21 protein-coding genes are annotated in these 19,403 nt (G+C 71.1%); 10 read left to right on the plus strand and 11 right to left on the minus strand.

Annotation, left to right across the window (positions count from 1 at the left end; translation table 11 throughout):
* A complete protein-coding gene (locus tag OG510_RS15735) occupies positions 1–1,437 on the minus strand; it encodes a helix-turn-helix domain-containing protein (protein ID WP_406137469.1) in 1,437 nt (478 codons plus the stop codon).
* Between the two features lie 344 nt (positions 1,438–1,781).
* Between OG510_RS15735 and OG510_RS15740 the strand changes: the two genes are divergently transcribed.
* A complete protein-coding gene (locus tag OG510_RS15740; RefSeq protein WP_406137471.1) occupies positions 1,782–2,315 on the plus strand; it encodes a DUF4232 domain-containing protein in 534 nt (177 codons plus the stop codon).
* 156 nt (positions 2,316–2,471) lie between these two features.
* Here the strand turns inward: OG510_RS15740 and OG510_RS15745 are convergent, their stop codons facing one another.
* Entirely contained in the window at positions 2,472–2,972 is a 501-nt protein-coding gene (locus OG510_RS15745; RefSeq protein ID WP_406137473.1) for a MarR family winged helix-turn-helix transcriptional regulator, read from the minus strand.
* An 84-nt stretch (positions 2,973–3,056) separates the two neighbouring features.
* On the opposite strand from OG510_RS15745, the gene OG510_RS15750 reads away from it, so the two are divergent.
* From OG510_RS15750 to OG510_RS15770, 5 genes are all read left to right on the plus strand, one after another.
* A complete protein-coding gene (locus OG510_RS15750; protein WP_406137474.1) occupies positions 3,057–3,644 on the plus strand; it encodes a carboxymuconolactone decarboxylase family protein in 588 nt (195 codons plus the stop codon).
* A 187-nt stretch (positions 3,645–3,831) separates the two neighbouring features.
* On the plus strand, positions 3,832–4,599 hold the full coding sequence (locus OG510_RS15755) for a DUF4232 domain-containing protein (RefSeq protein ID WP_406137475.1): 768 nt from the start codon (positions 3,832–3,834) through the stop codon (positions 4,597–4,599).
* 139 nt (positions 4,600–4,738) lie between these two features.
* Positions 4,739–5,524 (plus strand): Scr1 family TA system antitoxin-like transcriptional regulator, encoded by a 786-nt coding sequence (locus OG510_RS15760; protein ID WP_406137477.1) that lies wholly within the window; start codon positions 4,739–4,741, stop codon positions 5,522–5,524.
* Positions 5,521–5,775: a DUF397 domain-containing protein gene (locus tag OG510_RS15765; RefSeq protein WP_406137478.1), complete on the plus strand. Its 255-nt coding sequence runs from the start codon at positions 5,521–5,523 to the stop codon at positions 5,773–5,775. Before OG510_RS15760 ends, OG510_RS15765 begins: the two co-directional genes overlap by 4 nt.
* Before the next feature lie 56 nt (positions 5,776–5,831).
* A complete protein-coding gene (locus tag OG510_RS15770; protein WP_406137480.1) occupies positions 5,832–6,518 on the plus strand; it encodes a maltokinase N-terminal cap-like domain-containing protein in 687 nt (228 codons plus the stop codon).
* A gap of 59 nt (positions 6,519–6,577) precedes the next feature.
* On the opposite strand, the gene OG510_RS15775 is transcribed toward OG510_RS15770, so the two are convergent.
* Positions 6,578–7,495: a cupin domain-containing protein gene (locus OG510_RS15775; RefSeq protein WP_406142415.1), complete on the minus strand. Its 918-nt coding sequence runs from the start codon at positions 7,493–7,495 to the stop codon at positions 6,578–6,580.
* Positions 7,496–7,565: 70 nt separating this feature from the next.
* Positions 7,566–8,474, minus strand: a complete 909-nt coding sequence (locus tag OG510_RS15780) for a zinc-binding dehydrogenase (protein WP_406137482.1) — start codon at positions 8,472–8,474, stop codon at positions 7,566–7,568.
* A 377-nt stretch (positions 8,475–8,851) separates the two neighbouring features.
* Here OG510_RS15780 and OG510_RS15785 point away from each other — a divergent pair, with 377 nt between their 5' ends.
* Positions 8,852–9,385 carry a hypothetical protein gene (locus tag OG510_RS15785; RefSeq protein WP_406137483.1) on the plus strand — a complete coding sequence of 178 codons (534 nt, stop codon included), beginning with the start codon at positions 8,852–8,854 and terminating at the stop codon, positions 9,383–9,385.
* A gap of 213 nt (positions 9,386–9,598) precedes the next feature.
* Complete coding sequence (locus OG510_RS15790; protein WP_406137485.1) at positions 9,599–10,486, plus strand: polysaccharide deacetylase family protein; 888 nt, start codon at positions 9,599–9,601, stop codon at positions 10,484–10,486.
* 39 nt (positions 10,487–10,525) lie between these two features.
* Here the strand turns inward: OG510_RS15790 and OG510_RS15795 are convergent, their stop codons facing one another.
* Positions 10,526–11,005, minus strand: a complete 480-nt coding sequence (locus OG510_RS15795; protein ID WP_406137487.1) for a MarR family winged helix-turn-helix transcriptional regulator — start codon at positions 11,003–11,005, stop codon at positions 10,526–10,528.
* Between the two features lie 80 nt (positions 11,006–11,085).
* Between OG510_RS15795 and OG510_RS15800 the strand changes: the two genes are divergently transcribed.
* Entirely contained in the window at positions 11,086–11,457 is a 372-nt protein-coding gene (locus OG510_RS15800; protein ID WP_406137489.1) for a VOC family protein, read from the plus strand.
* A gap of 49 nt (positions 11,458–11,506) precedes the next feature.
* On the opposite strand, the gene hemB is transcribed toward OG510_RS15800, so the two are convergent.
* From hemB to OG510_RS15830, 6 genes are all read right to left on the minus strand, one after another.
* Entirely contained in the window at positions 11,507–12,496 is a 990-nt protein-coding gene (gene hemB, locus OG510_RS15805; protein WP_406137491.1) for a porphobilinogen synthase, read from the minus strand.
* Between the two features lie 87 nt (positions 12,497–12,583).
* Positions 12,584–14,242, minus strand: coding sequence for a bifunctional uroporphyrinogen-III C-methyltransferase/uroporphyrinogen-III synthase (locus OG510_RS15810; protein ID WP_164264194.1), 1,659 nt, complete (start codon positions 14,240–14,242; stop codon positions 12,584–12,586).
* Complete coding sequence (gene hemC, locus OG510_RS15815; RefSeq protein WP_406137492.1) at positions 14,239–15,195, minus strand: hydroxymethylbilane synthase; 957 nt, start codon at positions 15,193–15,195, stop codon at positions 14,239–14,241. Before hemC ends, OG510_RS15810 begins: the two co-directional genes overlap by 4 nt.
* A complete protein-coding gene (locus tag OG510_RS15820) occupies positions 15,192–16,730 on the minus strand; it encodes a glutamyl-tRNA reductase (protein WP_406137494.1) in 1,539 nt (512 codons plus the stop codon). The genes hemC and OG510_RS15820 overlap by 4 nt, the downstream gene beginning before the upstream one ends.
* A complete protein-coding gene (locus OG510_RS15825; RefSeq protein ID WP_406137496.1) occupies positions 16,727–17,539 on the minus strand; it encodes a redox-sensing transcriptional repressor Rex in 813 nt (270 codons plus the stop codon). Before OG510_RS15825 ends, OG510_RS15820 begins: the two co-directional genes overlap by 4 nt.
* A gap of 316 nt (positions 17,540–17,855) precedes the next feature.
* A complete protein-coding gene (locus tag OG510_RS15830) occupies positions 17,856–18,137 on the minus strand; it encodes a glutaredoxin family protein (RefSeq protein WP_406137497.1) in 282 nt (93 codons plus the stop codon).
* A 156-nt stretch (positions 18,138–18,293) separates the two neighbouring features.
* On the opposite strand from OG510_RS15830, the gene OG510_RS15835 reads away from it, so the two are divergent.
* Positions 18,294–19,256, plus strand: coding sequence for an HAD family hydrolase (locus tag OG510_RS15835; RefSeq protein ID WP_406137498.1), 963 nt, complete (start codon positions 18,294–18,296; stop codon positions 19,254–19,256).
* The last annotated feature ends 147 nt before the right edge of the window (positions 19,257–19,403 follow it).

The following is a 19,403-nucleotide window of genomic DNA, read 5'->3' on the forward strand; positions in this document are numbered from 1 at the left end:
CTACTGGAGGGGCGGTTCCCAGGCATCCGAGCCGTTCGGATGCACATACCGGGGCCGCCCCTTCGTGCTGCTGGCGCGGAACGGCTTGCCGTGGTCGTCGATACGGACCGTCCCGTGCCGGGAGCCGCTGCTCCACTGGAGCTCCAGGTACCAGCTGACGTCGTGCGCGTCGGTGTGGGCGTTGATCTCCAGCACCTGTGGGTCGGTGGTGGACACCCGGTACGGGAAGTCGGTGGCCGGGACCTTGCGGTCGCCCTGCACCCCGGCGGCCGGCTTCGCCAGCGGGTTCCCGGTGTCCAGGTTCACATCGAAGCCGGCCGGGGTGAGCCCGCCACCGCAGCCGTCGCCCATCGCGTACGAGGACCAGGCGAGCGGCGCCCGACGGCCCACGATCCGCACATGCAGGGCCTGGAGCACCACCGTGTCCGACGTCTTGCCCTGCACGGACAGCTCGATCCGCGCATGGTCGCTGGAGACCCCGCCCAGCGCGGCGGCCCAGCTCGCGGCGTCCGGCTCGGGCGGGGGCGGCGGCACCCGGTCGGCGGGCCGGTCGACCAGATACGACTGACTGCACTGGTCGTCCCAGACGTACGGCCGGACGTTCACGGTCAGTGGTACGGCGGGGACGCTGCGGCCGTCCGGGCCCAGATCGCCCCCGCCCCGCGCCTGGTGGCTGCCGGACGGGGACGGTGTGACGGAAGGCGAGGCGGAGGGGCTCGCGGACGGCTTCTTGTGGTCCTTCGCCTTGGCCCCCGCGGTACCTGCGCCCGCGGACGGCGCGGCATCCGCGCCGGCTGACACGTCGGCGGCGGCTGCGGAACGGTGCTCGGGGGACGCGGATCCCGCGTTCCCGACGGCCACCGCCACCGGCACGGCGACCGCGACGGCCACCACGGCGGCCCCGGCCATCCAGAGCCGCCTGGCCTTGTTACGGGGGGCGGGTCCGGGCGCGGAGACGGGCGCGGAGACGGAGTCGGGCGTGGGGGAATCGGGCGCGAGGGGACCGGGCGCGGGCGCGGAAGCGGGCGTCGGCGAAGGGACCGGCGAGGGCACCGGCTCGGGAGCGCCTTCGGCTTGGTCTTCGGCTTCGGCTTCGGCTTCGGCTTCGGCTTCGGCTTCGGGAGAAGGCGAAAGAGAAGGAGGACCAGCGGCACCGGCTTCCGGCACCGCGTCCTTCGGCCGTCGCCGTACCGCGTCGGCCAGCAGCCACCGCCGGTGCAGCGCGATCAGTTCCTCCGGGGTCGCCCCGCACAGCCGCGCGAACCGCTCGACGGGCGCGTAATCGGTCGGCACGGCGTCGCCGTTGCAGTACCGGTGCACCGTCGACGTACTCATATGGAGCTTCCCCGCGAGCACTCCGTAGCTGCGCCCCGAACGGGCTTTCAGCTCTCTGAGCAGCGCGGCGAATTCCTCGGTCTCGGAGCCCACGGCCACCATCCCCTTGTTCCATGTCCCGGGCACCCGATACGCGTTCCAGGAAGGCGTTCCAGGGAGGTCCCGTCTCCCCAGGTCAGAGTACGCGCAGCCGTTCCAGCGTCCCCAATGGTCCGGGAACGATTGCAGCAGGAACCGGCCACCGAACAAGCTGAGTTCGTGTTCAACCGACTCCGGCGCGGCTTCCGTCCGAGCGTTGTGGACGTGGTTGCGCTGGTCGTACTGGCCACGTCGACCGCCACGGTCACCTTGCTCATCAACCGCCTCTGAACTTTCGGGCCGCCACAGCCGACTCGGCCCACGCACAGCTCACACAGAACCTTCACAGACCTACGGGGAGTACCGCCGTGAACATCCGCCGCACCCGCATCGCCACCGCCGCAGCCTCCACCCTCGTGGCCGCCCTCGCCCTCACCGGCATCGCGACCGGCGCCGCCACCGCGGCCCCGGCCAAGGCGAAGGCAACGAAGATCGTCACCTGCACCGACTCCAACACCAAGGTCGCCGTCTCCAAGGTGAGCCGCCCGGTGAACCACCTGCTGATCAAGGCCACCAACAAGGGCAAGACGCCCTGCTACGCCTACATGGCGCCGACCCTCCGCTTCGACCAGGACCAGGCCGCCACGCAGATCAACTGGGACAGCACCCCGCAGGCCGTCGTGACCCTCGACCCGGGCCAGACCGCCTATGCGAGCGTCCGTACGTCGGGTGGCGGCGGCCACCTGCGTACGGCGAAGAAGCTGGGCGTCGGCTTCGCCAACCGCGCGGGTGAAGGCATCGGCTCGCTCAGCACGTCGACCCTCCCGAAGGGCACCCGCATCGACGACTCGGCCCAGGTCACGTACTGGCAGTCCACCTCGGCACTCGCCCTGGGCTACTAGGAGTTGCCCGGCGGGCCCCCGGCCCGCCACCCCGTCACGACCGGAACGCCCTGGCTCTCCTCCCCCGGAGACCGGGGCGTTCTGCCCTACGCACCCACGTGTGCCGGACGCACGGGCCTGCCGGCTGGGGCCCGGGAGGCCACCCGGCGCGACGGCTCACCCGCCGAACCACCCCGCCACGTCCACCCGGAAGCCGGCGCCCGGCGCCGCCCCCGGCACGATGGCCCGGAGGTCGGATTCGAGCCCGGCGAGCCGCTCCGCGCCCAGCACCCGCTCCCACTGCGCGTACAGCTCGTCGAAGATCTCGCCCGACCGCACCAGCACCTCCACCCCGCGTGGGGTGAGCAGCACCAGCTTGCGGCGCCCGTCGGCGGGGTCGGCGGCGCGCTCGGCGTACCCCAGCTCCTCCAGGCGCTCCACGGTCTTGCCCGCCGCCTGTTTGGAGACCCCGAGCCGCCGCCCCACCTCGCTCGCGGTCGCGCCCCGCTCGCCGATCGCCTGGAGCGCGAAGCCGTACGCCGGGCGCACGTCCGGGTGCCCCTCATCGGCGAGGCGCGCGTGCAGTTCGTCGATGGCCGCACGGAACCCGGCGAAGAGCAGCATCGGCAGCTCGTACCCCTGCCCGCGCTCACGCCCACGCTCACACCCATCAGTCATGGCGCGGCCCACCGTTGCAAAACTCGACAACCTGGTTTACGTTTTCGTCAATCACATTGTCGAGTTTAGAGCGAAGGCCCCGCCATGACCATCACCGCCTCCCCCAGCCACAGCACCTCCCCCGACCCCACCGCCTTCCCCGCCCACACCGTCGACTCCGCCCCCGCCGCGGCCCGCCCCGCCCTGCGGGCCACCGGCGACCGCCTGGGCTACCTCCCGTCCGCCGTGGCCCGCATGGCGACCTCCCCGCAGACCCTCGACGGTTTCCTGAAGCTCAGCGGGATCTTCGAGTCGACGACCCTCCCGCAGCTGGACCGCGAGGTCCTCATCCTCACGATCGCCACCCGCAACGACTGCCACGTCTGCGTGGCCATGCACACGGCGAAGCTCACCGCGATGGGCGCGGACCCCGGCCTCATCGAGGCCCTGCGCGCCCAACAGCCGCTCACGGACAGCAGGTTGGAGGCGCTGCGGGCCTTCACGCTGGAGGTACTGGCCACCGCCGGCGCGGTCACGGAGCCGGGGCTCCAGGCGTTCCTGGCCCAGGGGTACACCGGCCGGAACGCCCTGGAGGTGGTCCTGGGCATCGGTACGTACACCCTCTCGACCTTCGCCAACCGGCTGACCGGCGCACCGGTCGACGAACAGCTCATGGCGTTCGCCCCGCAGTAGGAGGAGAGGGGAGGACAGGGAGAGGGAGAAGAGGGGCGGCGAGGGGCCCGTCGGCTGTTACACGGCGTTACAGCTTCCGGACAGTCTCGCGAGAACTTCCCTCGCCGCCCGGCACATCTCACTTTCCGTAAGACGCACTCGCCACGGAGGACGCCGGGACCGACACCGGCGCTGGAAAAGGGGAACCATGACCGCCAAGCTGAACCGAGTCGCCCGCTGTGCCGCCGCCGTGATGGCCGTCATCGCTGTCGGCGCCGGCGCCGCCGCGTGCGACTCGTCCTCCGGATCGGCCCCCTCCAAGACCAGCGCCCAGTCCAGCACCGGCCAGGACTCGTCCTCCACGACGGCGCAGGGCGGATCGCAGGACAAGGCCCAGAGCGGCGCCAGCGACACCAGCGGCTCCGGAAGCTCCGCCGACGGCGCCGCCCAGCACAAGGTGAAGGCGATGGCCGCGAAGGGCTCGCGGACCGACGCCGTGAACCCCGTCCCTCCCGCCGCCGCCTCCTCCAGCGAGAGCAGCCGCTGCCACACCATCGACCTGGGCTACGACTGGGGCGGCCCGCACGGTGGCGCCCCGGACATGAAGGACGCGACCGACCAGCAGGTCGCCTCGATCAAGCTCACGAACCGCGGCGACAGCACCTGCACCCTGCACGGCTTCCCGGGCGTCCAGCTCGTCAGCAAGACCGGTGAGACATGGGACCTGCGCCGCTCGTCGGACACCCCGAGCACCATGACCCTGCACCCGGGCGAGAGCACGGCCTCGATCAACATCATGCTGCTGGCCATCCCCGCCGACTCCAAGGACACCAAGCCGTTCGTCCCGAGCAAGGTCCTGATCACCCCGCCCAACGAGACCACCCACGTCACCCTCGACTGGCCGTACGGCGGCGCCATCCTGGACCAGTCCGGCGCCACCCACCCCGGCACCTTCGTCAGCCCGGTCGGCGTCTGAGGTCGGCACGCCCTGGATCAGCTTCGCGCGCGACCCGTACAGATTTCCCGTACGGGTCGCGCGCGCATAACGAGCTGAGCGACGGGGGGAGTTCGTCATCATGCACCCCAGGAAACGCCCGAGGAAGAACGCGTCGGCCATGCGACTGGTGGGCGCCGTGCTGGCCCAGTTCCGCACCAGCGCCCACCTGACCCAGAACGCGCTGGCCCAACGCGTGGGTCTGGACTGCGAGACCATCGCCTCGATCGAGCAGGGGCGGCGTCCCCTGAAACCGGACTACGCGGAGATCCTCGACCGCGTACTGGACACGAAGGGGGCGTTGTCGGTCGCGGTGGAGAACATGCCGGAGATCGACCTGATCCCGGCGTGGGCGGAGCAGTACATCGACCTGGAGCAGGATGCGCTTGCGCTGTCCTGGTACGACAACCAAGTCGTGCCGGGGCTTCTACAGACCGAAAAGTACGCCCAGGCGGTCTTCCGGAATCGGGTACCGGCCTTCAACGAACAAGAGGTCATGGTCCAAACGGCCGGCCGTCTGGACCGACAGGCCATCCTGCAACGCGAAACTCCGCCGACCATCAGTTTCGTCGTCTGGGAGCCAGTGTTGAATCTCCAACTCCTGCAGGTGACAGAACACTTGGAGCAGCTGCGGCACTTGCGTGTTTGTGCAAACCTCCCAGGCATCTGCCTGCAGATCCTGCCGGTTCGTTGCAGGAACCACGCTGGACTGGATGGCCCTTTCACACTGTTGGAGACGGCAGACCATCAACACGTCGCCTACTCCGAGACGCAGCGCGGGAGTCAGCTCGTCTCCGACCCAAATGAGGTCAGCATCCTGGCCCAGAAATATGCAATGCTGCGAGCTCAAGCCCTCAGTCCAGAGGACACCGTGGGCCTACTGGACCGTCTCCTGGGAGAGCAATGAGCGGCACAACACTGCACTGGTTCAAGTCCAGCTACAGCGGAAGCGAAGGCGGCCAGTGCCTCGAAGCCGCGTACACCTGGCGCAAGTCGAGCTACAGCAGTGAGCAGGGCGGCGACTGCCTGGAAGTCGCCGCGCACCCCGCCGCCATCCACATCCGGGACTCCAAGAACCCCACCGGCCCCGCCCTCACCCTCACCCCCGCCGCCTGGTCCGCCTTCGCCAGGTTCGCCACCGCCACCGGAACCGCCTGATCCGCCCCACACCAGTGGCAGGATGACAGCACGCCGACGGGAGAGGGACCGAAGACATGTCTGTCATCCACCGCACCACGCTGACCCCCACCAAGCTGGAACTGCTGACCGCCTGGCTGCCCGCCCAGCCCTGGTACCTCGGCGGCGCGGACGCCAAGCCCGACCTGGCCAAGGCGGGCGGCTTCCGGCTCGACGACCCGACCGGTGCGGTCGGGATCGAGTTCATGCTGGCCACCGACGTGTCCGGGGCCGAGCCCGTCACGTACCAGGTGCCGCTCACCTACCGGGGAGCGCCGCTCGAAGGCGCCGGTGACGAGGCGCTCATCGGCACCACCCAGCACGGGGTGCTCGGTGAGCGCTGGGTGTACGACGGCGCCCACGACCCGGTGCTCGTCGCCCAGCTGGTCGCCGCGATGGCCGGTGCGGCCCTGCCGCAGGAGCAGAGCATCAGCAACACCCCCGACCCGACCGTCGAGGGCCACTTCACCGGTACGGAACACCCGGTGGCTACCGGAGTCGCATCGGTGGCCGACGACGAGGACGGCACCGACGTACGCGTGCAGACGGCCAACACCACGGGCCCCGGGCTGACGCTCCACATCAACCGCGTGGTCCGCCCCGGCCAGTCCGCCACCCCCCAGGACCTGGGCCGCGTCACGGGGAACCTGCCGCTCCCGGACGGCACGAAGGTACGCGCCGTGTTCGCGGTCGTACGCGAGACCGGCTCGGGCCCGGCCGCCTAGCCAGGGCCTGTCGTCAGAGTTCCGGCTCAGACCGGGGCCGGGCATGTTCCGAGGCCGGATCACTTGCGAAGGCGAGAACGGTACTCGCCAGGGGCCGTGCCTCGGGCGCGTCTGAAGGCACGGCTGAAAGCGTGCGGAGAGCCGTATCCGACCGCGCCGGAGATCGACTCGACCGGCTCGTCGGTATCGCGGAGCCGGACAGACGCCAGGTCGATGCGCCACTGCGTCACGTACGCGCCCGGCGTCTGTCCGAGGGCGGACCGGAAGCGCCTGGACAGCGTCGCCCGGGAGACGCCCGTCGCAGCGGCCAGGGTCTCCGTGGTCCAGGGGTGTTCCGGTTGGGCGTGGACGCATGCCAGAGCGTCGCGCACGACCGGATCGCGCATCGCTCCCAGCCATGAGCCGGACTGTTCCTGCGGGTGGCGGGCCAGCAAGGCGCGCACGAACTGGACGAGCAGAAGGTCGACGATGCTGTTGACGGCGGCGGTGGTGCCGATCTGCGGCTGTGCGAGCTCCGCGGCGAGAAGTTCGACGGTCCTTCCGAGCTGCGCGTTCTCCCGGGCCGTGACGTGCATCGGCCGAGCGAGCGAGGTAAGCACCGGTGTGCGCACCTCCGGGTCCTGCTCGTAGTGCAGCACGATCACTTCCGTCTGTACCGGCGCCGAGCCCAGACGCAGGGCCCGGCCATCGCGAAAAGACCGGGCCGCCGCCTCGCGGTCGCAGGAACCCATCGTCACGCCGGCGGCGCCGGCTATCCCGTGTGCGGTGCCCGGCGGCACCAGGACGGCGTCTCCGGCCTGCACCTGAAGAGGTTTCCCGCCTGTGACGTGGAGCCACATGGTGCCGCGGGACACCACGTGCAGTGCCGCTCCCGGAGAGGAGTCCAGCCACAGGCCCCAGGTTCCTCCGGCCTTCAGCACGACCCCGAGCGCCCCACGCGCACCCGAAACACGCAAGACCTCCGCCAGCACATCCACGGGTCCATTCTCGTCCACCACGGCGAACCGCACACCGGCGGGCGAGGAGCAGGTGTCCTCGTCCACAGCGTCAGGCCACGTCAAGAACGACCTTTCCGTGCACCTTCCGCGCGAACAGCGCCTGGACGGCGTCGTCCACGCCCCGCCAGTCGCCTCGCAGTCCGACCGGTGCCGAGAGCCTCCCGGCGGCCATGAGGCCCAGCAGGTCCGTCAACTCCCCGCCGGTGGGCGTCATGTCGCCGTAGGTGGCGATGCTGCGGGGCTCGCCGAAGCCGAACAAGGCCCCTGACGGGAACGTGGTTTCCTGCCCGGAGGAGTAGCCGACCAGGTGGAGGGTGCCGCCCTCGGCGAGGGAACTCCACGCCTGGGCCACCAGTGGCCCGCCGACCGTGTCCAGGACGAGGTCGAACCGGCCCCCGGTCCCGGCCAGGTCGGTCAGGACCTTGTCGGCGCCGAGTTCACGGAGTCCGGCGGCCCGCTCCGGCGAACCGACGAGTGCCGTCACCCGGGCGCCCGCCAGCGCCGCCAGCTGGACGGCGAAGTGCCCCACGCCTCCGCTGGCGCCGGTGATCAGAACGTCGCGCGCCAGCAGGGACCGTGTACGCAGCACCCGGAACGGGGTGACACCGGCGATCCCCAGCGCGGCGGCGTCGGCCAGGTCCACGCCCTCGGGGACGGTGCCGAGCGAGGCGGGGCTGACTGCCACCCGCTCCGCCCACGCGTGGGGAGCCATTCCCACTGCGACGCGCGTGCCTTCGGGCGGCCCCGAGCCGTCGGATGCGGCGCGCACCACGATGCCGGCCGCGTCGTGACCGTGCACAGCGCCGGCCGGCCACTGGTGCACGTAATTCAGCTCTCCGAAGTTGAGACCGATGTGCCGTATCTCCACCAGCGCCTCACCAGCGGACGGTACGGGCTCATCGACATCGGCGAACCGGATGGGTCCGGCGTCACTGTGATCGACCACAAGGGCGCGCATAGGGGTGTGTTTCCTTCTCTCGTAAAGGTGCCTGAACACTCGGCGCGGCAACAGATCGAGTGCGCACATGCCGCACTGCCGCCTTCTTGGAACCCTTTCGCGAGAACCCTTTCGCAGGACCGGGACAGCGACCAGACCTGTGAGAATCAATCAGTTGACGATCTGTGTCAGTGCGGCGGCGCGTCGAGCCCCCAGGGACCCGGGCGGTCTCGAAACCCACTTGAGGGAGAATCATCGCGTTGTAAGATCCTCCGACTTCGCCGATGCGCAGGCCGAACTTGCTTCAATCGACCGGTGTTTGTGCCGGACCCGGGGCGGGACGGAACTCATCGCCATCGGCGCCGGGGGACTTTGCCGAAAGCGAGAGAGGGACACCCATGCCTATCAGGAGTGCGCGTTACGGCCTGTCGACCGCTGCGCTCGTCGCCGCAGGGCTGGCGCTGACCGCGTGCGGATCCGGCGACGCGACGTCCGCCTCCGGATCCTCCGCCGGTTCGTCCGCCGGTTCGTCCGCCCCCGCGAGTTCCGCACAGTCCAGCGCCGCACCGACCGACAAGGGCGGCCAGGGCTCCACCGACGCACCGCCGCCGGCCTCCGCCGACCCGTCCACGACGCAGGGCGCGGCGCCGGAACCGTCGAAGGGCACCCGGCACGCCCAGCAGGACTGCGGGCCCGACCAGACGGGTCTGGAGGTGATCGTCCCGAGTTCGACCACCGCCACCAGCTGTGCCACGGCCCGCGCGGTCGCCAACGCCTATGCGAAGGACAGCGGCGCGGGCGGCAAGTCCCCGGTCACTGTCACCGTCGCCGGCGTGGCGTGGCTGTGCCAGGAGCAGCAAGGCGGCATCGACCCCTTCATGGCATGCGCCAACACCGCCGACAGCGCGCAGACGGTCCGGATGAGTTCCTGAAGGGCTCGGCGCGGCGCCGTGGGTGAAGACCCGGCGGCAGGGAGGGGGTTCCGGGCCGGGATCGTGCTCGCCCCCCTCACCGGGGCGCCAGTACGGGTGGACTCCACCCAACCCCGGAGTGTCGGCGTCCGATACGTCCAGGATTCATAGCATGATCCGACTCTCATTCTGAGCTCCGTGTCGTGGTGTGAACTGGAGGGGCAGGGCAGGCACATGTCATTGACTCGTCGGGCTGTACTCGCCGCCGTGGCGGCCACCGGGCTTGCGGGATGCGCCGGCCGGTCCGGTTCCCCGGGGGCGTCCCTGGCGACGCGGAGCACTCAGTCCGACATCGAACCGCCGAGCCGTACACCGCGTGCCGGCCGTGCGGCCGCCACGGCCCGCGCGGCCGCACCCGAGGTGACGCGCGCCGCGGCGGTTGCCAGGTACGGCTCGGCGCGGCCGTCGGACTGGGGCTTCGACGCACCGGGCGTCCTGACCGCCCTGCCCGCGGCGCAGCGGGCCGTCGCGCTGACCTTCGACGCGTGCGGTGGCCCCGGGGGCAGCGCGTACGACAAGGACCTGATCGGCTTCCTCCGGTCGAGGAAGGTACCGGCGACGCTCTTCATCAACTCCCGCTGGATCGACGCCCATCCGGCGGTCTTCCGCACCCTGGCCGCCGACCCGCTCTTCGAGATCGCCAACCACGGGACCCGGCACCGCCCCCTGTCGGTCTCGGGCCGCTCCGCGTACGGCATCCCCGGGACGCGCGACGCGGGTGAGGTCTACGACGAGGTCGCGGGCAACCACGGCAGACTCACCCGGCTGCTGGGCCGGCCGCCCCGCTTCTTCCGGTCGGGGACGGCGTACTACGACGATGTCGCGTCGCGCATCGTGGACGCGCTGGGCGAGCGCCCGGTGAGTTTCACCGTCAACGGCGACGGCGGCGCGACCTTCACACCCGAGCAGGTCCACACCGCTGTCGTGGCCGCCCGGCCCGGGTCGATCGTGATCGGCCACCTGAACCAGCCGGAGGGCGGCACGGCCGAGGGCATCGCCACGGCGGTGCCCCAACTCCTCGCGTCGGGGCACCGGTTCATCCGGCTCTCGGACGCGCTCTGACACCGGGAGTGCGCCGCCGGCCCGTCCGGCCGGGCCCCCTCAGTCCTCCAGCTCTGTCGCGATGCGGTCGAGGTCGGCGACGAGCGCCGCGACGCGACGCGGCGGGATCGTCCGGGCCATGCGCTGCTCGACGGCGTACACGGCGGCCTGGACCGCGGCGAGGCGCGCCCGGCCCGCTTCGGTGAGCCGGGCGGGGCGGGCCCGGCCGTGATCGGCGGCGTCGGGGCGGGTGATGAGCCCCGCTTCCTGGAGGCCGCGCAGGACGACGTTGCCCGACTGCCGGGTCACGAAGGTCGCACGGGCGAGGTCGGCGTTCGACATGCCGGGGTGCAGGGCGAGCAGTTCGAGCGTGGAGTACTGCGGCACGGTCAGCCCCTGCTCACGCAGGACCTTGTCCATGGCTCCGCGCAGGGCGGCCTGGGCGCGTTTGAGCAGATACCCCAGGTGGCGGGTGACGTCGTCACCCTCGGGGCGGAACGGGTCCGTCGGCACAGTCTCCTCCTTGCCGGGCTCATACATGTCAATATTTTGACATAGCAATCCCCGGAACCTAGCCTCTTCTATGTCAAAGTCCTGACATAGAAGAGCGAGGGAAACCCATGCCTGTTGCCATCGATGGTCCCGACTTCGTCGCCCTCCAGGTCCACGACGTGGAGGCCGCCGCGGTCTTCTGCGAGAAGCATCTGGGGCTGCGCCGGGCCGCGGTCTCGCCCCCGCACGCGGTCGTGTTCGACACCCGGCCGACCCCGTTCGCCGTCCGCGCGCTGCTGCCGGGAGTCAGCCTCACCGACACCGCGCGGCCTGGCCTCGGCGTGGTGATCTGGTTCCGTACCCCGGACGCCCACGCGCTTCACGAGCAGCTCGACGCCGCCGGCGTCAAGATCCTCACGCCGATGGCGGACAGCCCCTTCGGGCCGATGTTCTCCTTCGAGGGCCCGGAGGGCTACACCCTCACCGCACACGGCGGCTGACCGGACCCCCGCACAAGGCCGGGGCGGGCACGGGGGCCGGGGCGTCGGCTCAGAGCTGCCGCGCGACCTCCGTCGCCCAGTACGTGAGGATCATGTTCGCGCCCGCCCGCTTGATGCCGGTCAGGGACTCCATGATCGCCTTGTCCCGGTCGATCCAGCCCTTCTCCGCGGCCGCCTCGATCATCGCGTACTCACCGCTGATCTGGTACGCGGCCACCGGCACGGACACCGACTCCGCGACCTTCGCGAGGATGTCCAGGTACGGCCCGGCCGGCTTGACCATCACCATGTCGGCGCCCTCGGCGAGGTCCAGCTCCAGCTCACGCAGCGACTCCCGGGCGTTCGCCGGGTCCTGCTGGTACGTCTTGCGGTCGCCCTGCAGCGAGGAGCCGACGGCCTCGCGGAACGGACCGTAGAAGGCGGACGAGTACTTCACCGTGTAGGCGAGGATCGACACGTCCTCCTTGTCGATGGTGTCCAGCGCGTCGCGGATCACGCCGACCTGGCCGTCCATCATGCCGCTGGGGGCCACCACATGGGCGCCCGCGTCGGCCTGGACCTGCGCCATCTCCGCGTACCGCTCAAGGGTCGCGTCGTTGTCGACCCGGCCCGACTCGTCCAGGACCCCGCAGTGGCCGTGGTCGGTGGTCTCGTCGAGACAGAGGTCCGACATGATCACCAGGTCGTCGCCGACCTCGGCGCGCACATCGCGCAGGGCCACCTGGAGAATGCCCTCCGGGTCGGTGCCCGCCGTGCCGATGGCGTCCTTCTTCGCGTCCACGGGAACACCGAAGAGCATGATCCCGGCGACCCCGGCGGACACGGCGTCGACGGCCGCCTTCCGCAAGGTGTCGCGGGTGTGCTGGACCACGCCCGGCATCGCCGTGATCGGCACCGGCTCCCCGATCCCCTCCCGCACGAAGGCGGGCAGGATCAGATCGGCCGGGTGCAGCCGCGTCTCGGCCACCATGCGGCGCATCGCCGGGGTGGTGCGCAGCCGGCGCGGACGGGCGCCCGGGAAAGATCCGTACACAGTCATCCTCAGTTACCTCTTCGAACTCTGCGAACTCAGCGAACTCTTCGAACCGTCCCGGCTCCTCGAACTCTCCGGGCCGGCTGCCCCGCCTCAGGTGGTGCGACGCCTGCGGCCGCCCGGACGGCGCTCGCTGGGGCGGGTGACCGCCTCGCCCGCCTCCCGGGCCGCCTCACGGCGCTGCGCGCCGAACTCGGCGAGCGCCTCCGCGAGTCTGTGCACCGAGGGCTCGGGCGAGAGCACGTCCACCCGCAGCCCGTGCTCCTCGGCCGTCTTGGCCGTGGCGGGACCGATGCAGGCGATGACCGTGACGTTGTGCGGCTTGCCCGCGATCCCCACCAGGTTGCGGACCGTGCTCGAAGAGGTGAAGAGGACCGCGTCGAAACCGCCGCCCTTGATCGCCTCACGGGTGTCGGCCGGCGGCGGCGACGCACGCACCGTGCGGTAGGCGGTGACGTCGTCGACCTCCCAGCCCAGCTCGATCAGCCCGGCCACCAGGGTCTCGGTGGCGATGTCGGCGCGCGGCAGGAACACCCGGTCGATCGGGTCGAAGACCGGGTCGTACGGCGGCCAGTCCTCCAGCAGACCGGCAGCCGACTGCTCGCCGCTCGGTACGAGATCGGGCTTGACGCCGAACTCGACCAGCGAGGCCGCGGTCTGCTCGCCGACGGCGGCGACCTTGATCCCCGCGAAGGCACGGGCGTCGAGCCCGTACTCCTCGAACTTCTCCCGGACCGCCTTGACGGCGTTCACGCTGGTGAAGGCGATCCACTCGTAGCGCCCCGTGACGAGGCCCTTGACCGCGCGCTCCATCTGCTGCGGGGTGCGCGGCGGTTCGACGGCGATGGTGGGGACCTCGTGCGGCACAGCGCCGTAGGAACGCAGCTGGTCGGAGAGCGAGGCCGCCTGCTCCTTCGTACGCGGAACGAGCACCCGCCACCCGAAGAGCGGCTTCGACTCGAACCACGACAACTGGTCGCGCCTGGCGGCCGAGCTGTGCTCGCCGACCACGGCTATGACCGGCTGGTGCCCATCGGGCGACGGCAGCACCTTGGCCTGCTTGAGCACCTGGGCGACCGTGCCCAGCGTCGCGGACCAGGTGCGCTGGCGGGTGGTCGTACCGGCGACGGTGACGGACATCGGGGTGTCGGGCTTACGGCCCGCCGCGACCAGTTCACCGGCGGCGGCGCCGACCGTGTCGAGCGTCGTGGAGACGACGGCGGTCGCATCGCTCGCGCCGACCTCGCTCCAGCAGCGGTCGGACGCCGTACGGGCGTCGACGAAACGGACGTCGGTGCCCTGCGCGTCACGCAGCGGCACCCCGGCGTACGCGGAGACACCCACCGCGGTCGAGACACCGGGGACGACCTCGAACGGGATGCCCGCGGAGGCGCAGGCCAGCATCTCCTCACTGGAGTTGCCGTCGAGTCCGGGATCCCCGGTGACAGCACGGACGACCCGCCTGCCACCCCGTGCGGCCTCCATGACAAGATTGCCCGCATCTCGGATGGCCGGGATCCCGGCGGCTGTTGACGCTTCGTCAACAACCGTCAGCTGAGGCGTGCTTACGGTCGCCCGCGCATGGCTGCGTACGACATCGAGCACCTGTGGCTCGGCGATCAGTACATCCGCACTCGCGAGCGCTTCGACGGCGCGCAGTGTGAGAAGTCCCGGATCCCCGGGTCCGGCACCGAGGAAGGTGACGTGCCCGTGTGCGGGAAGGGCGGCTGGCAGGTTCGAGGTGGGGTTCATCGTGCTCGCTCCCCCATAAGACCGGCCGCACCCTTGGCCAGCATCTCGGACGCGAGTTCGCGTCCGAGCGCCTCGGTGCCTTCGTGCGACGTGGGTACGGGACCGGTGGTGGACAACTGCACCAGCGAGGAACCGTCGGGCGAACCGACGACACCGCGCAGGCGCATCTCGGTGACAACCTGCCCGTCGGCCAGGACGTCGGCCAGTGCGCCAACAGGCGCACTGCAACCGGCCTCCAGGGCGGCGAGCAGGGATCGCTCGGCGGTCACGGCGGCCCGGGTGTACGGGTCGTCGAGCTCGGCGAGCTGGGCGACGAGATCAGCGCGGGATGCCACGCACTCGACCGCCAGGGCCCCCTGGCCGGGGGAAGGCAAGATGATGTCGACCGGGAGGTACTCGGTCACTTCGGCGGCCCGCCCGGCACGGTGCAGCCCGGCCGCGGCGAGAACCACCGCGTCCAGCTCCCCCTTGCGGACGAAGTCGATCCGGGTGTCGATGTTGCCGCGGATCGGCACGGTCTCGATGCGCATCCCGTGGTTACGGGCGTACGCGTTGAGCTGCGCCGTCCTGCGCGCCGCACCGGTCCCGATCCGGGCGCCGTCCGGCAGCTGCTCGAACGTCAGCCCGTCCCGCGAGATCAGCACATCCCTGGGGTCCTCACGGACCGGGATCGCGGCCAGCACCAGGCCGTCCGGCTCCGCCGTCGGCAGATCCTTCAGCGAGTGCACGGCGAAGTCGACCTCGCCGCTCACCAGCGCGTCACGCAGGGCGGTGACGAACACACCGGTCCCCCCGATCTGCGACAGATGCTCACGGGAGGTGTCCCCGTACGTGGTGATCTCGACGAGTTCCACGGGGCGACCCGTGATCTGCCGCACCGCCTCGGCGATTTGTCCTGACTGCGCCATGGCGAGCTTGCTGCGCCTGGTCCCCAGCCTCAAGGCATCGGTCATGCCCGCCCTCGGTTCTTGACGTCTGTGTTGCTCAGGTCGGTCAGATCGGCCCTGCTGACGGCCGCGACCGTCAGTGGGTCGAGGTCGAAGAGTTCCCGCAGCGCGTCCGCGTACCCGGCGCCGCCGGGCTCGCTCGCGAGCTGCTTGACCCGCACGGTGGGCGCGTGCAGGAGCTTGTCGACGACACGGCGCACGGTCTGCGAGATCTCGGCGCGCTCCTTGTCGTCCAGGTCGGGGAGGCGTCCGTCGAGCCGCGCGATCTCACCGGCGACGACGCCGGCGGCCATGGTGCGCAGGGCCACGACGGTCGGAGTGATGTGGGCGGCCCGCTGGGCCGCGCCGAACGCGGCGACCTCGTCCGAGACGATGGTGCGTACGGCGTCGACATCGGCGGCCATCGGGGCGTCGGCCGACGCGTCGGCCAGCGACTCGATGTCGACCAGGCGGGCACCGCTGATGCGGTGGACCGCCGCGTCGATGTCACGCGGCATGGCCAGGTCGAGCAGGGCCAGGCGCGGCGGAACCCCACCGTCGGCGGGGCCGGCCGCGAGCCTGCGCACGGGGCGCGGGGCGGCGGATCCGGCGGTGCCGGCCCAGGCGCCGTGCTGTTCGAGCGCGTCGACCGCGCGCGCGGCTGCGGTGGCGGCCGTGGCGTCGGCGGGCACATCGGGGACGGGTTCGGCGGCGGGCTCCGCGGGGGTGAACTCCTCGCCGAGCGCGCGGGCCACGGACTCCGCCGTCAGTACGAGACCGGTCGCCCCCGTACAGGAGACGACGAGGTCGGCACGGGCCAGCTCCCCGTCGACGGCGTCCATGGGGACGGCCGAAGCGGTCACCCCGGCGCCGCCGAGGATCTCCGCGAGCCGCTCCGCACGCGCCTGCGTCCGGTTGGCGACGACGATCTCCCCGGCGCCCGCGCGGGCCAGCGTCGCGGCGGCCAGCGAGGACATCGAGCCCGCGCCGATCACCAGGGCGCGCTTGCCCCGGGCCCAGCCGGCCACATCCGCGCCGCCGGCGAGCTGTTCGAGGCCGAAGGTGACCACCGACTGCCCGGCCCGGTCGATGCCGGTCTCGCTGTGCGCGCGCTTGCCGACCCGCAGAGCCTGCTGGAACAGATCGTTCAACAGCCGCCCCGCGGTGTGCAGTTCCTGGCCGAGCGCGAGCGCGTCCTTGATCTGGCCGAGGATCTGGCCCTCGCCCACGACCATGGAGTCCAGCCCGCACGCCACCGAGAAGAGGTGGTGGACGGCCCGGTCCTCGTAGTGCACATAGAGATAAGGAGTGAGCTCTTCGAGCCCGACACCGCAGTGCTGTGCGAGCAGCGTGGACAGCTCGGCGACGCCCGCGTGGAACTTGTCCACGTCGGCGTACAGCTCGATGCGGTTGCAGGTGGCGAGCGTCGCCGCCTCGGCGGCGGGCTCGGCGGCCAGCGTGTCCTGCAACAGCTTGGCCTGCGCATCAGCGGAGAGCGCCGCCCGCTCCAGCACGCTGACGGGCGCGCTGCGGTGGCTGACTCCGACGACCAGAAGACTCATGCCGGCATCACGGCGGGCATATCCCCGTCGGGTCCCTTCCGGTCGGTGTGGGCGGTACGTGCGTTCACGGTGTGCGCGGCGGCGGCCGCCGCGTGTGCGGCGCCCCGGACCGGAGGTGCGTCGGCGTCCGGGCCCGCGGGCGCGCCCTCACCGGCCTTCCGCTGCTCGTGGAAGGCCAGGATCTGCAGCTCGATGGAGAGGTCGACCTTGCGTACGTCGACACCTTCGGGCACCGAGAGCACGGTGGGCGCGAAGTTCAGGATCGAGGTGACACCCGCGGCGACGAGCCGCTCACACACCGGCTGCGCCGCACCCGCGGGGGTGGCGATGACGCCGATGGAGACGCCGTTGTCCGAGATGATCTTCTCGAGGTCGTCGCTGTGCTGGACCGGGATCCCGGCCACCGGCTTCCCGGCCATGGCCGGATCGGCGTCGATCAGCGCGGCGACCCGGAATCCACGCGAGGCGAACCCGCCGTAGTTGGCGAGCGCGGCGCCGAGGTTACCGATTCCGACGATGACGACCGGCCAGTCCTGGGTGAGACCCAGCTCACGCGAGATCTGGTATACGAGATATTCGACGTCGTAACCGACGCCCCTGGTCCCGTACGAACCCAGGTAGGAGAAGTCCTTGCGCAGCTTCGCCGAGTTGACCCCGGCCGCCGCGGCGAGCTCCTCGGACGAGACCGTGGGCACGGAGCGCTCCGACAGACCGGTGAGGGCGCGGAGGTACAGCGGGAGTCGGGCGACGGTGGCCTCGGGGATTCCTCGGCTACGGGTCGCCGGTCGGTGAGTTCGGCCAGTTGCCACGGTGCTCCTGCGGGATGAGCGAGGCTGCAGGCGGCCACATCCAGCAGGACCGCCCCGTCGAATGCAGGCTATGTCTTTGTGAACGCGTGCACAAAGATAGTGTCCGTTTTGTCCGTGCAAAGTGACCGGGGTCACGCACTTCGGCGGCGCATTGACGGAACCGCGGGCTGATCCAATGCGTTGAGATCCCAAAGGGGACAAAACCGCACACACTCCTCACGCCTACGCCCCCGAGACCGCTCAAATCGCCCACGATGGTAGCTGTATTTCGCGTACGAAGCTCCGCGCCGGCCGGCCCCCCGCCCCTCCGCCGCGGTCAGGAACGCAGCGCGCGGCGCAGCCGGTCGGGGTCGACCCGCCAGAAGGTGTGCTGCTCCCCGTCGACGAGTACGACCGGAATCTGTTCCCAGTACGCGTCGTTGAGCGCCGCGTCCTGGGTGATGTCCTTCTCCTCCCACCCCGCACCGGTCTCCGCGCACACCGCGGACACCACGGCACGTGCGTCGTCACAGAGATGGCACCCGGGCTTCCCGACCAGAGTGACGACCCGCTCGGCGGGATTTCCTTGACCGGCGCTGCGGCGGAACAGAGGACTCATACCCCCCATTCTCCGCCGCCCGCACGGACACGCCCCACCACCGTCGGGTCCACGGACCGGTAACGGAGTACATCCGCGTACATTCGCGGCCCAGAGTTCACTCCCCCGCATTCCGTCAGGTGAGGAACGCTCCACCGAACTGGCTATGCTCGCACCATGGCCGCACTGGGATGGCTCACCCCCCGCAGGCGCTCGGCGACAGCACGCAGTGTGCTGGCAGGCGAGGCCGCAGCCGAAGCAGCCCGGAAGTCCTCGCAGGAACCGGCGGCGACCGGGACCGACACGTCCGGCGCACCCGGGGAATCCGCCGAAGAGGCAACCCCGGAGCCCGAGTTCCCCGTCGCGGGCGACAGTCTGGCCGCGGCCTTCTTCGACCTCGACAACACCGTGATGCAGGGCGCCGCGATCTTCCACTTCGGCCGCGGCCTGTACAAGCGGAAGTTCTTCCAGCGCCGCGAGCTGGCCAGGTTCGCCTGGCAGCAGGCGTGGTTCCGGCTGGCGGGCGTCGAGGACCCCGACCATATGCAGGACGCCCGCGAGAGCGCCCTGTCCATCGTCAAGGGCCACCGCGTCTCCGAGCTGATGTCCATCGGCGAGGAGATCTACGACGAGTACATGGCCGACCGCATCTGGCCGGGCACCCGCGCCCTCGCCCAGGCCCACCTGGACGCGGGCCAGAAGGTCTGGCTGGTCACGGCCGCACCCGTGGAGACCGCGACGATCATCGCCCGCCGCCTCGGCCTGACCGGGGCGCTCGGCACGGTCGCGGAGTCGATGGACGGCGTCTACACCGGGCGCCTCGTGGGCGAACCGCTGCACGGCCCGGCGAAGGCCGAGGCGGTACGGGCGCTCGCCGCCGCCGAGGGCCTCGACCTGACGCGCTGCGCCGCGTACAGCGACTCGCACAACGACATCCCGATGCTCTCGCTCGTCGGCCACCCGTACGCGATCAACCCCGACGCGAAGCTGGCCCGTTACGCCCGCGAGCGCGAGTGGCGGCTGCGCGACTACCGCACCGGACGCAAGGCGGCCAAGGTCGGCATCCCGGCCGCGGCCGGGGTCGGCGCGCTCGCGGGCGGCACCGCCGCCGCGGTCGCCCTGCACCGCCGCCGCCACTGAGCCGTCCCGGCGAGCCACCGCAGCCACCGAGCGCCCCCGCCGGTCCGCTCACCTGAGCCGCCACCGAGCCACCGCCCCCGGGCGGCCCGGCCGTCCGTGCGTCAGCCGTCGCTGACCGGAACGTCAACAGCTCTCCGCGCCCGCGCC

This window comes from Streptomyces sp. NBC_01089, from assembly GCF_045162975.1.
Lineage (GTDB): Bacteria > Actinomycetota > Actinomycetes > Streptomycetales > Streptomycetaceae > Streptomyces.

Excerpts from the sequence above, each read along its gene's own strand:
- OG510_RS15800 (WP_406137489.1), top strand. The coding sequence starts at position 11,086 with ATGCCTGTTGCCATCGATGGTCCCGACTTCGTCGCCCTCCAGGTCCAC.
- hemC (WP_406137492.1), bottom strand. The coding sequence starts at position 15,195 with ATGACCGATGCCTTGAGGCTGGGGACCAGGCGCAGCAAGCTCGCCATG.
- OG510_RS15835 (WP_406137498.1), top strand. The coding sequence starts at position 18,294 with ATGGCCGCACTGGGATGGCTCACCCCCCGCAGGCGCTCGGCGACAGCA.
- OG510_RS15830 (WP_406137497.1), bottom strand. The coding sequence starts at position 18,137 with ATGAGTCCTCTGTTCCGCCGCAGCGCCGGTCAAGGAAATCCCGCCGAG.
- OG510_RS15745 (WP_406137473.1), bottom strand. The coding sequence starts at position 2,972 with ATGACTGATGGGTGTGAGCGTGGGCGTGAGCGCGGGCAGGGGTACGAG.
- OG510_RS15755 (WP_406137475.1), top strand. The coding sequence starts at position 3,832 with ATGACCGCCAAGCTGAACCGAGTCGCCCGCTGTGCCGCCGCCGTGATG.
- OG510_RS15790 (WP_406137485.1), top strand. The coding sequence starts at position 9,599 with ATGTCATTGACTCGTCGGGCTGTACTCGCCGCCGTGGCGGCCACCGGG.
- OG510_RS15770 (WP_406137480.1), top strand. The coding sequence starts at position 5,832 with ATGTCTGTCATCCACCGCACCACGCTGACCCCCACCAAGCTGGAACTG.
- OG510_RS15795 (WP_406137487.1), bottom strand. The coding sequence starts at position 11,005 with ATGTATGAGCCCGGCAAGGAGGAGACTGTGCCGACGGACCCGTTCCGC.
- OG510_RS15765 (WP_406137478.1), top strand. The coding sequence starts at position 5,521 with ATGAGCGGCACAACACTGCACTGGTTCAAGTCCAGCTACAGCGGAAGC.
- hemB (WP_406137491.1), bottom strand. The coding sequence starts at position 12,496 with ATGACTGTGTACGGATCTTTCCCGGGCGCCCGTCCGCGCCGGCTGCGC.
- OG510_RS15820 (WP_406137494.1), bottom strand. The coding sequence starts at position 16,730 with ATGAGTCTTCTGGTCGTCGGAGTCAGCCACCGCAGCGCGCCCGTCAGC.
- OG510_RS15760 (WP_406137477.1), top strand. The coding sequence starts at position 4,739 with ATGCGACTGGTGGGCGCCGTGCTGGCCCAGTTCCGCACCAGCGCCCAC.
- OG510_RS15780 (WP_406137482.1), bottom strand. The coding sequence starts at position 8,474 with ATGCGCGCCCTTGTGGTCGATCACAGTGACGCCGGACCCATCCGGTTC.
- OG510_RS15810 (WP_164264194.1), bottom strand. The coding sequence starts at position 14,242 with ATGAACCCCACCTCGAACCTGCCAGCCGCCCTTCCCGCACACGGGCAC.
- OG510_RS15750 (WP_406137474.1), top strand. The coding sequence starts at position 3,057 with ATGACCATCACCGCCTCCCCCAGCCACAGCACCTCCCCCGACCCCACC.
- OG510_RS15735 (WP_406137469.1), bottom strand. The coding sequence starts at position 1,437 with ATGGTGGCCGTGGGCTCCGAGACCGAGGAATTCGCCGCGCTGCTCAGA.
- OG510_RS15785 (WP_406137483.1), top strand. The coding sequence starts at position 8,852 with ATGCCTATCAGGAGTGCGCGTTACGGCCTGTCGACCGCTGCGCTCGTC.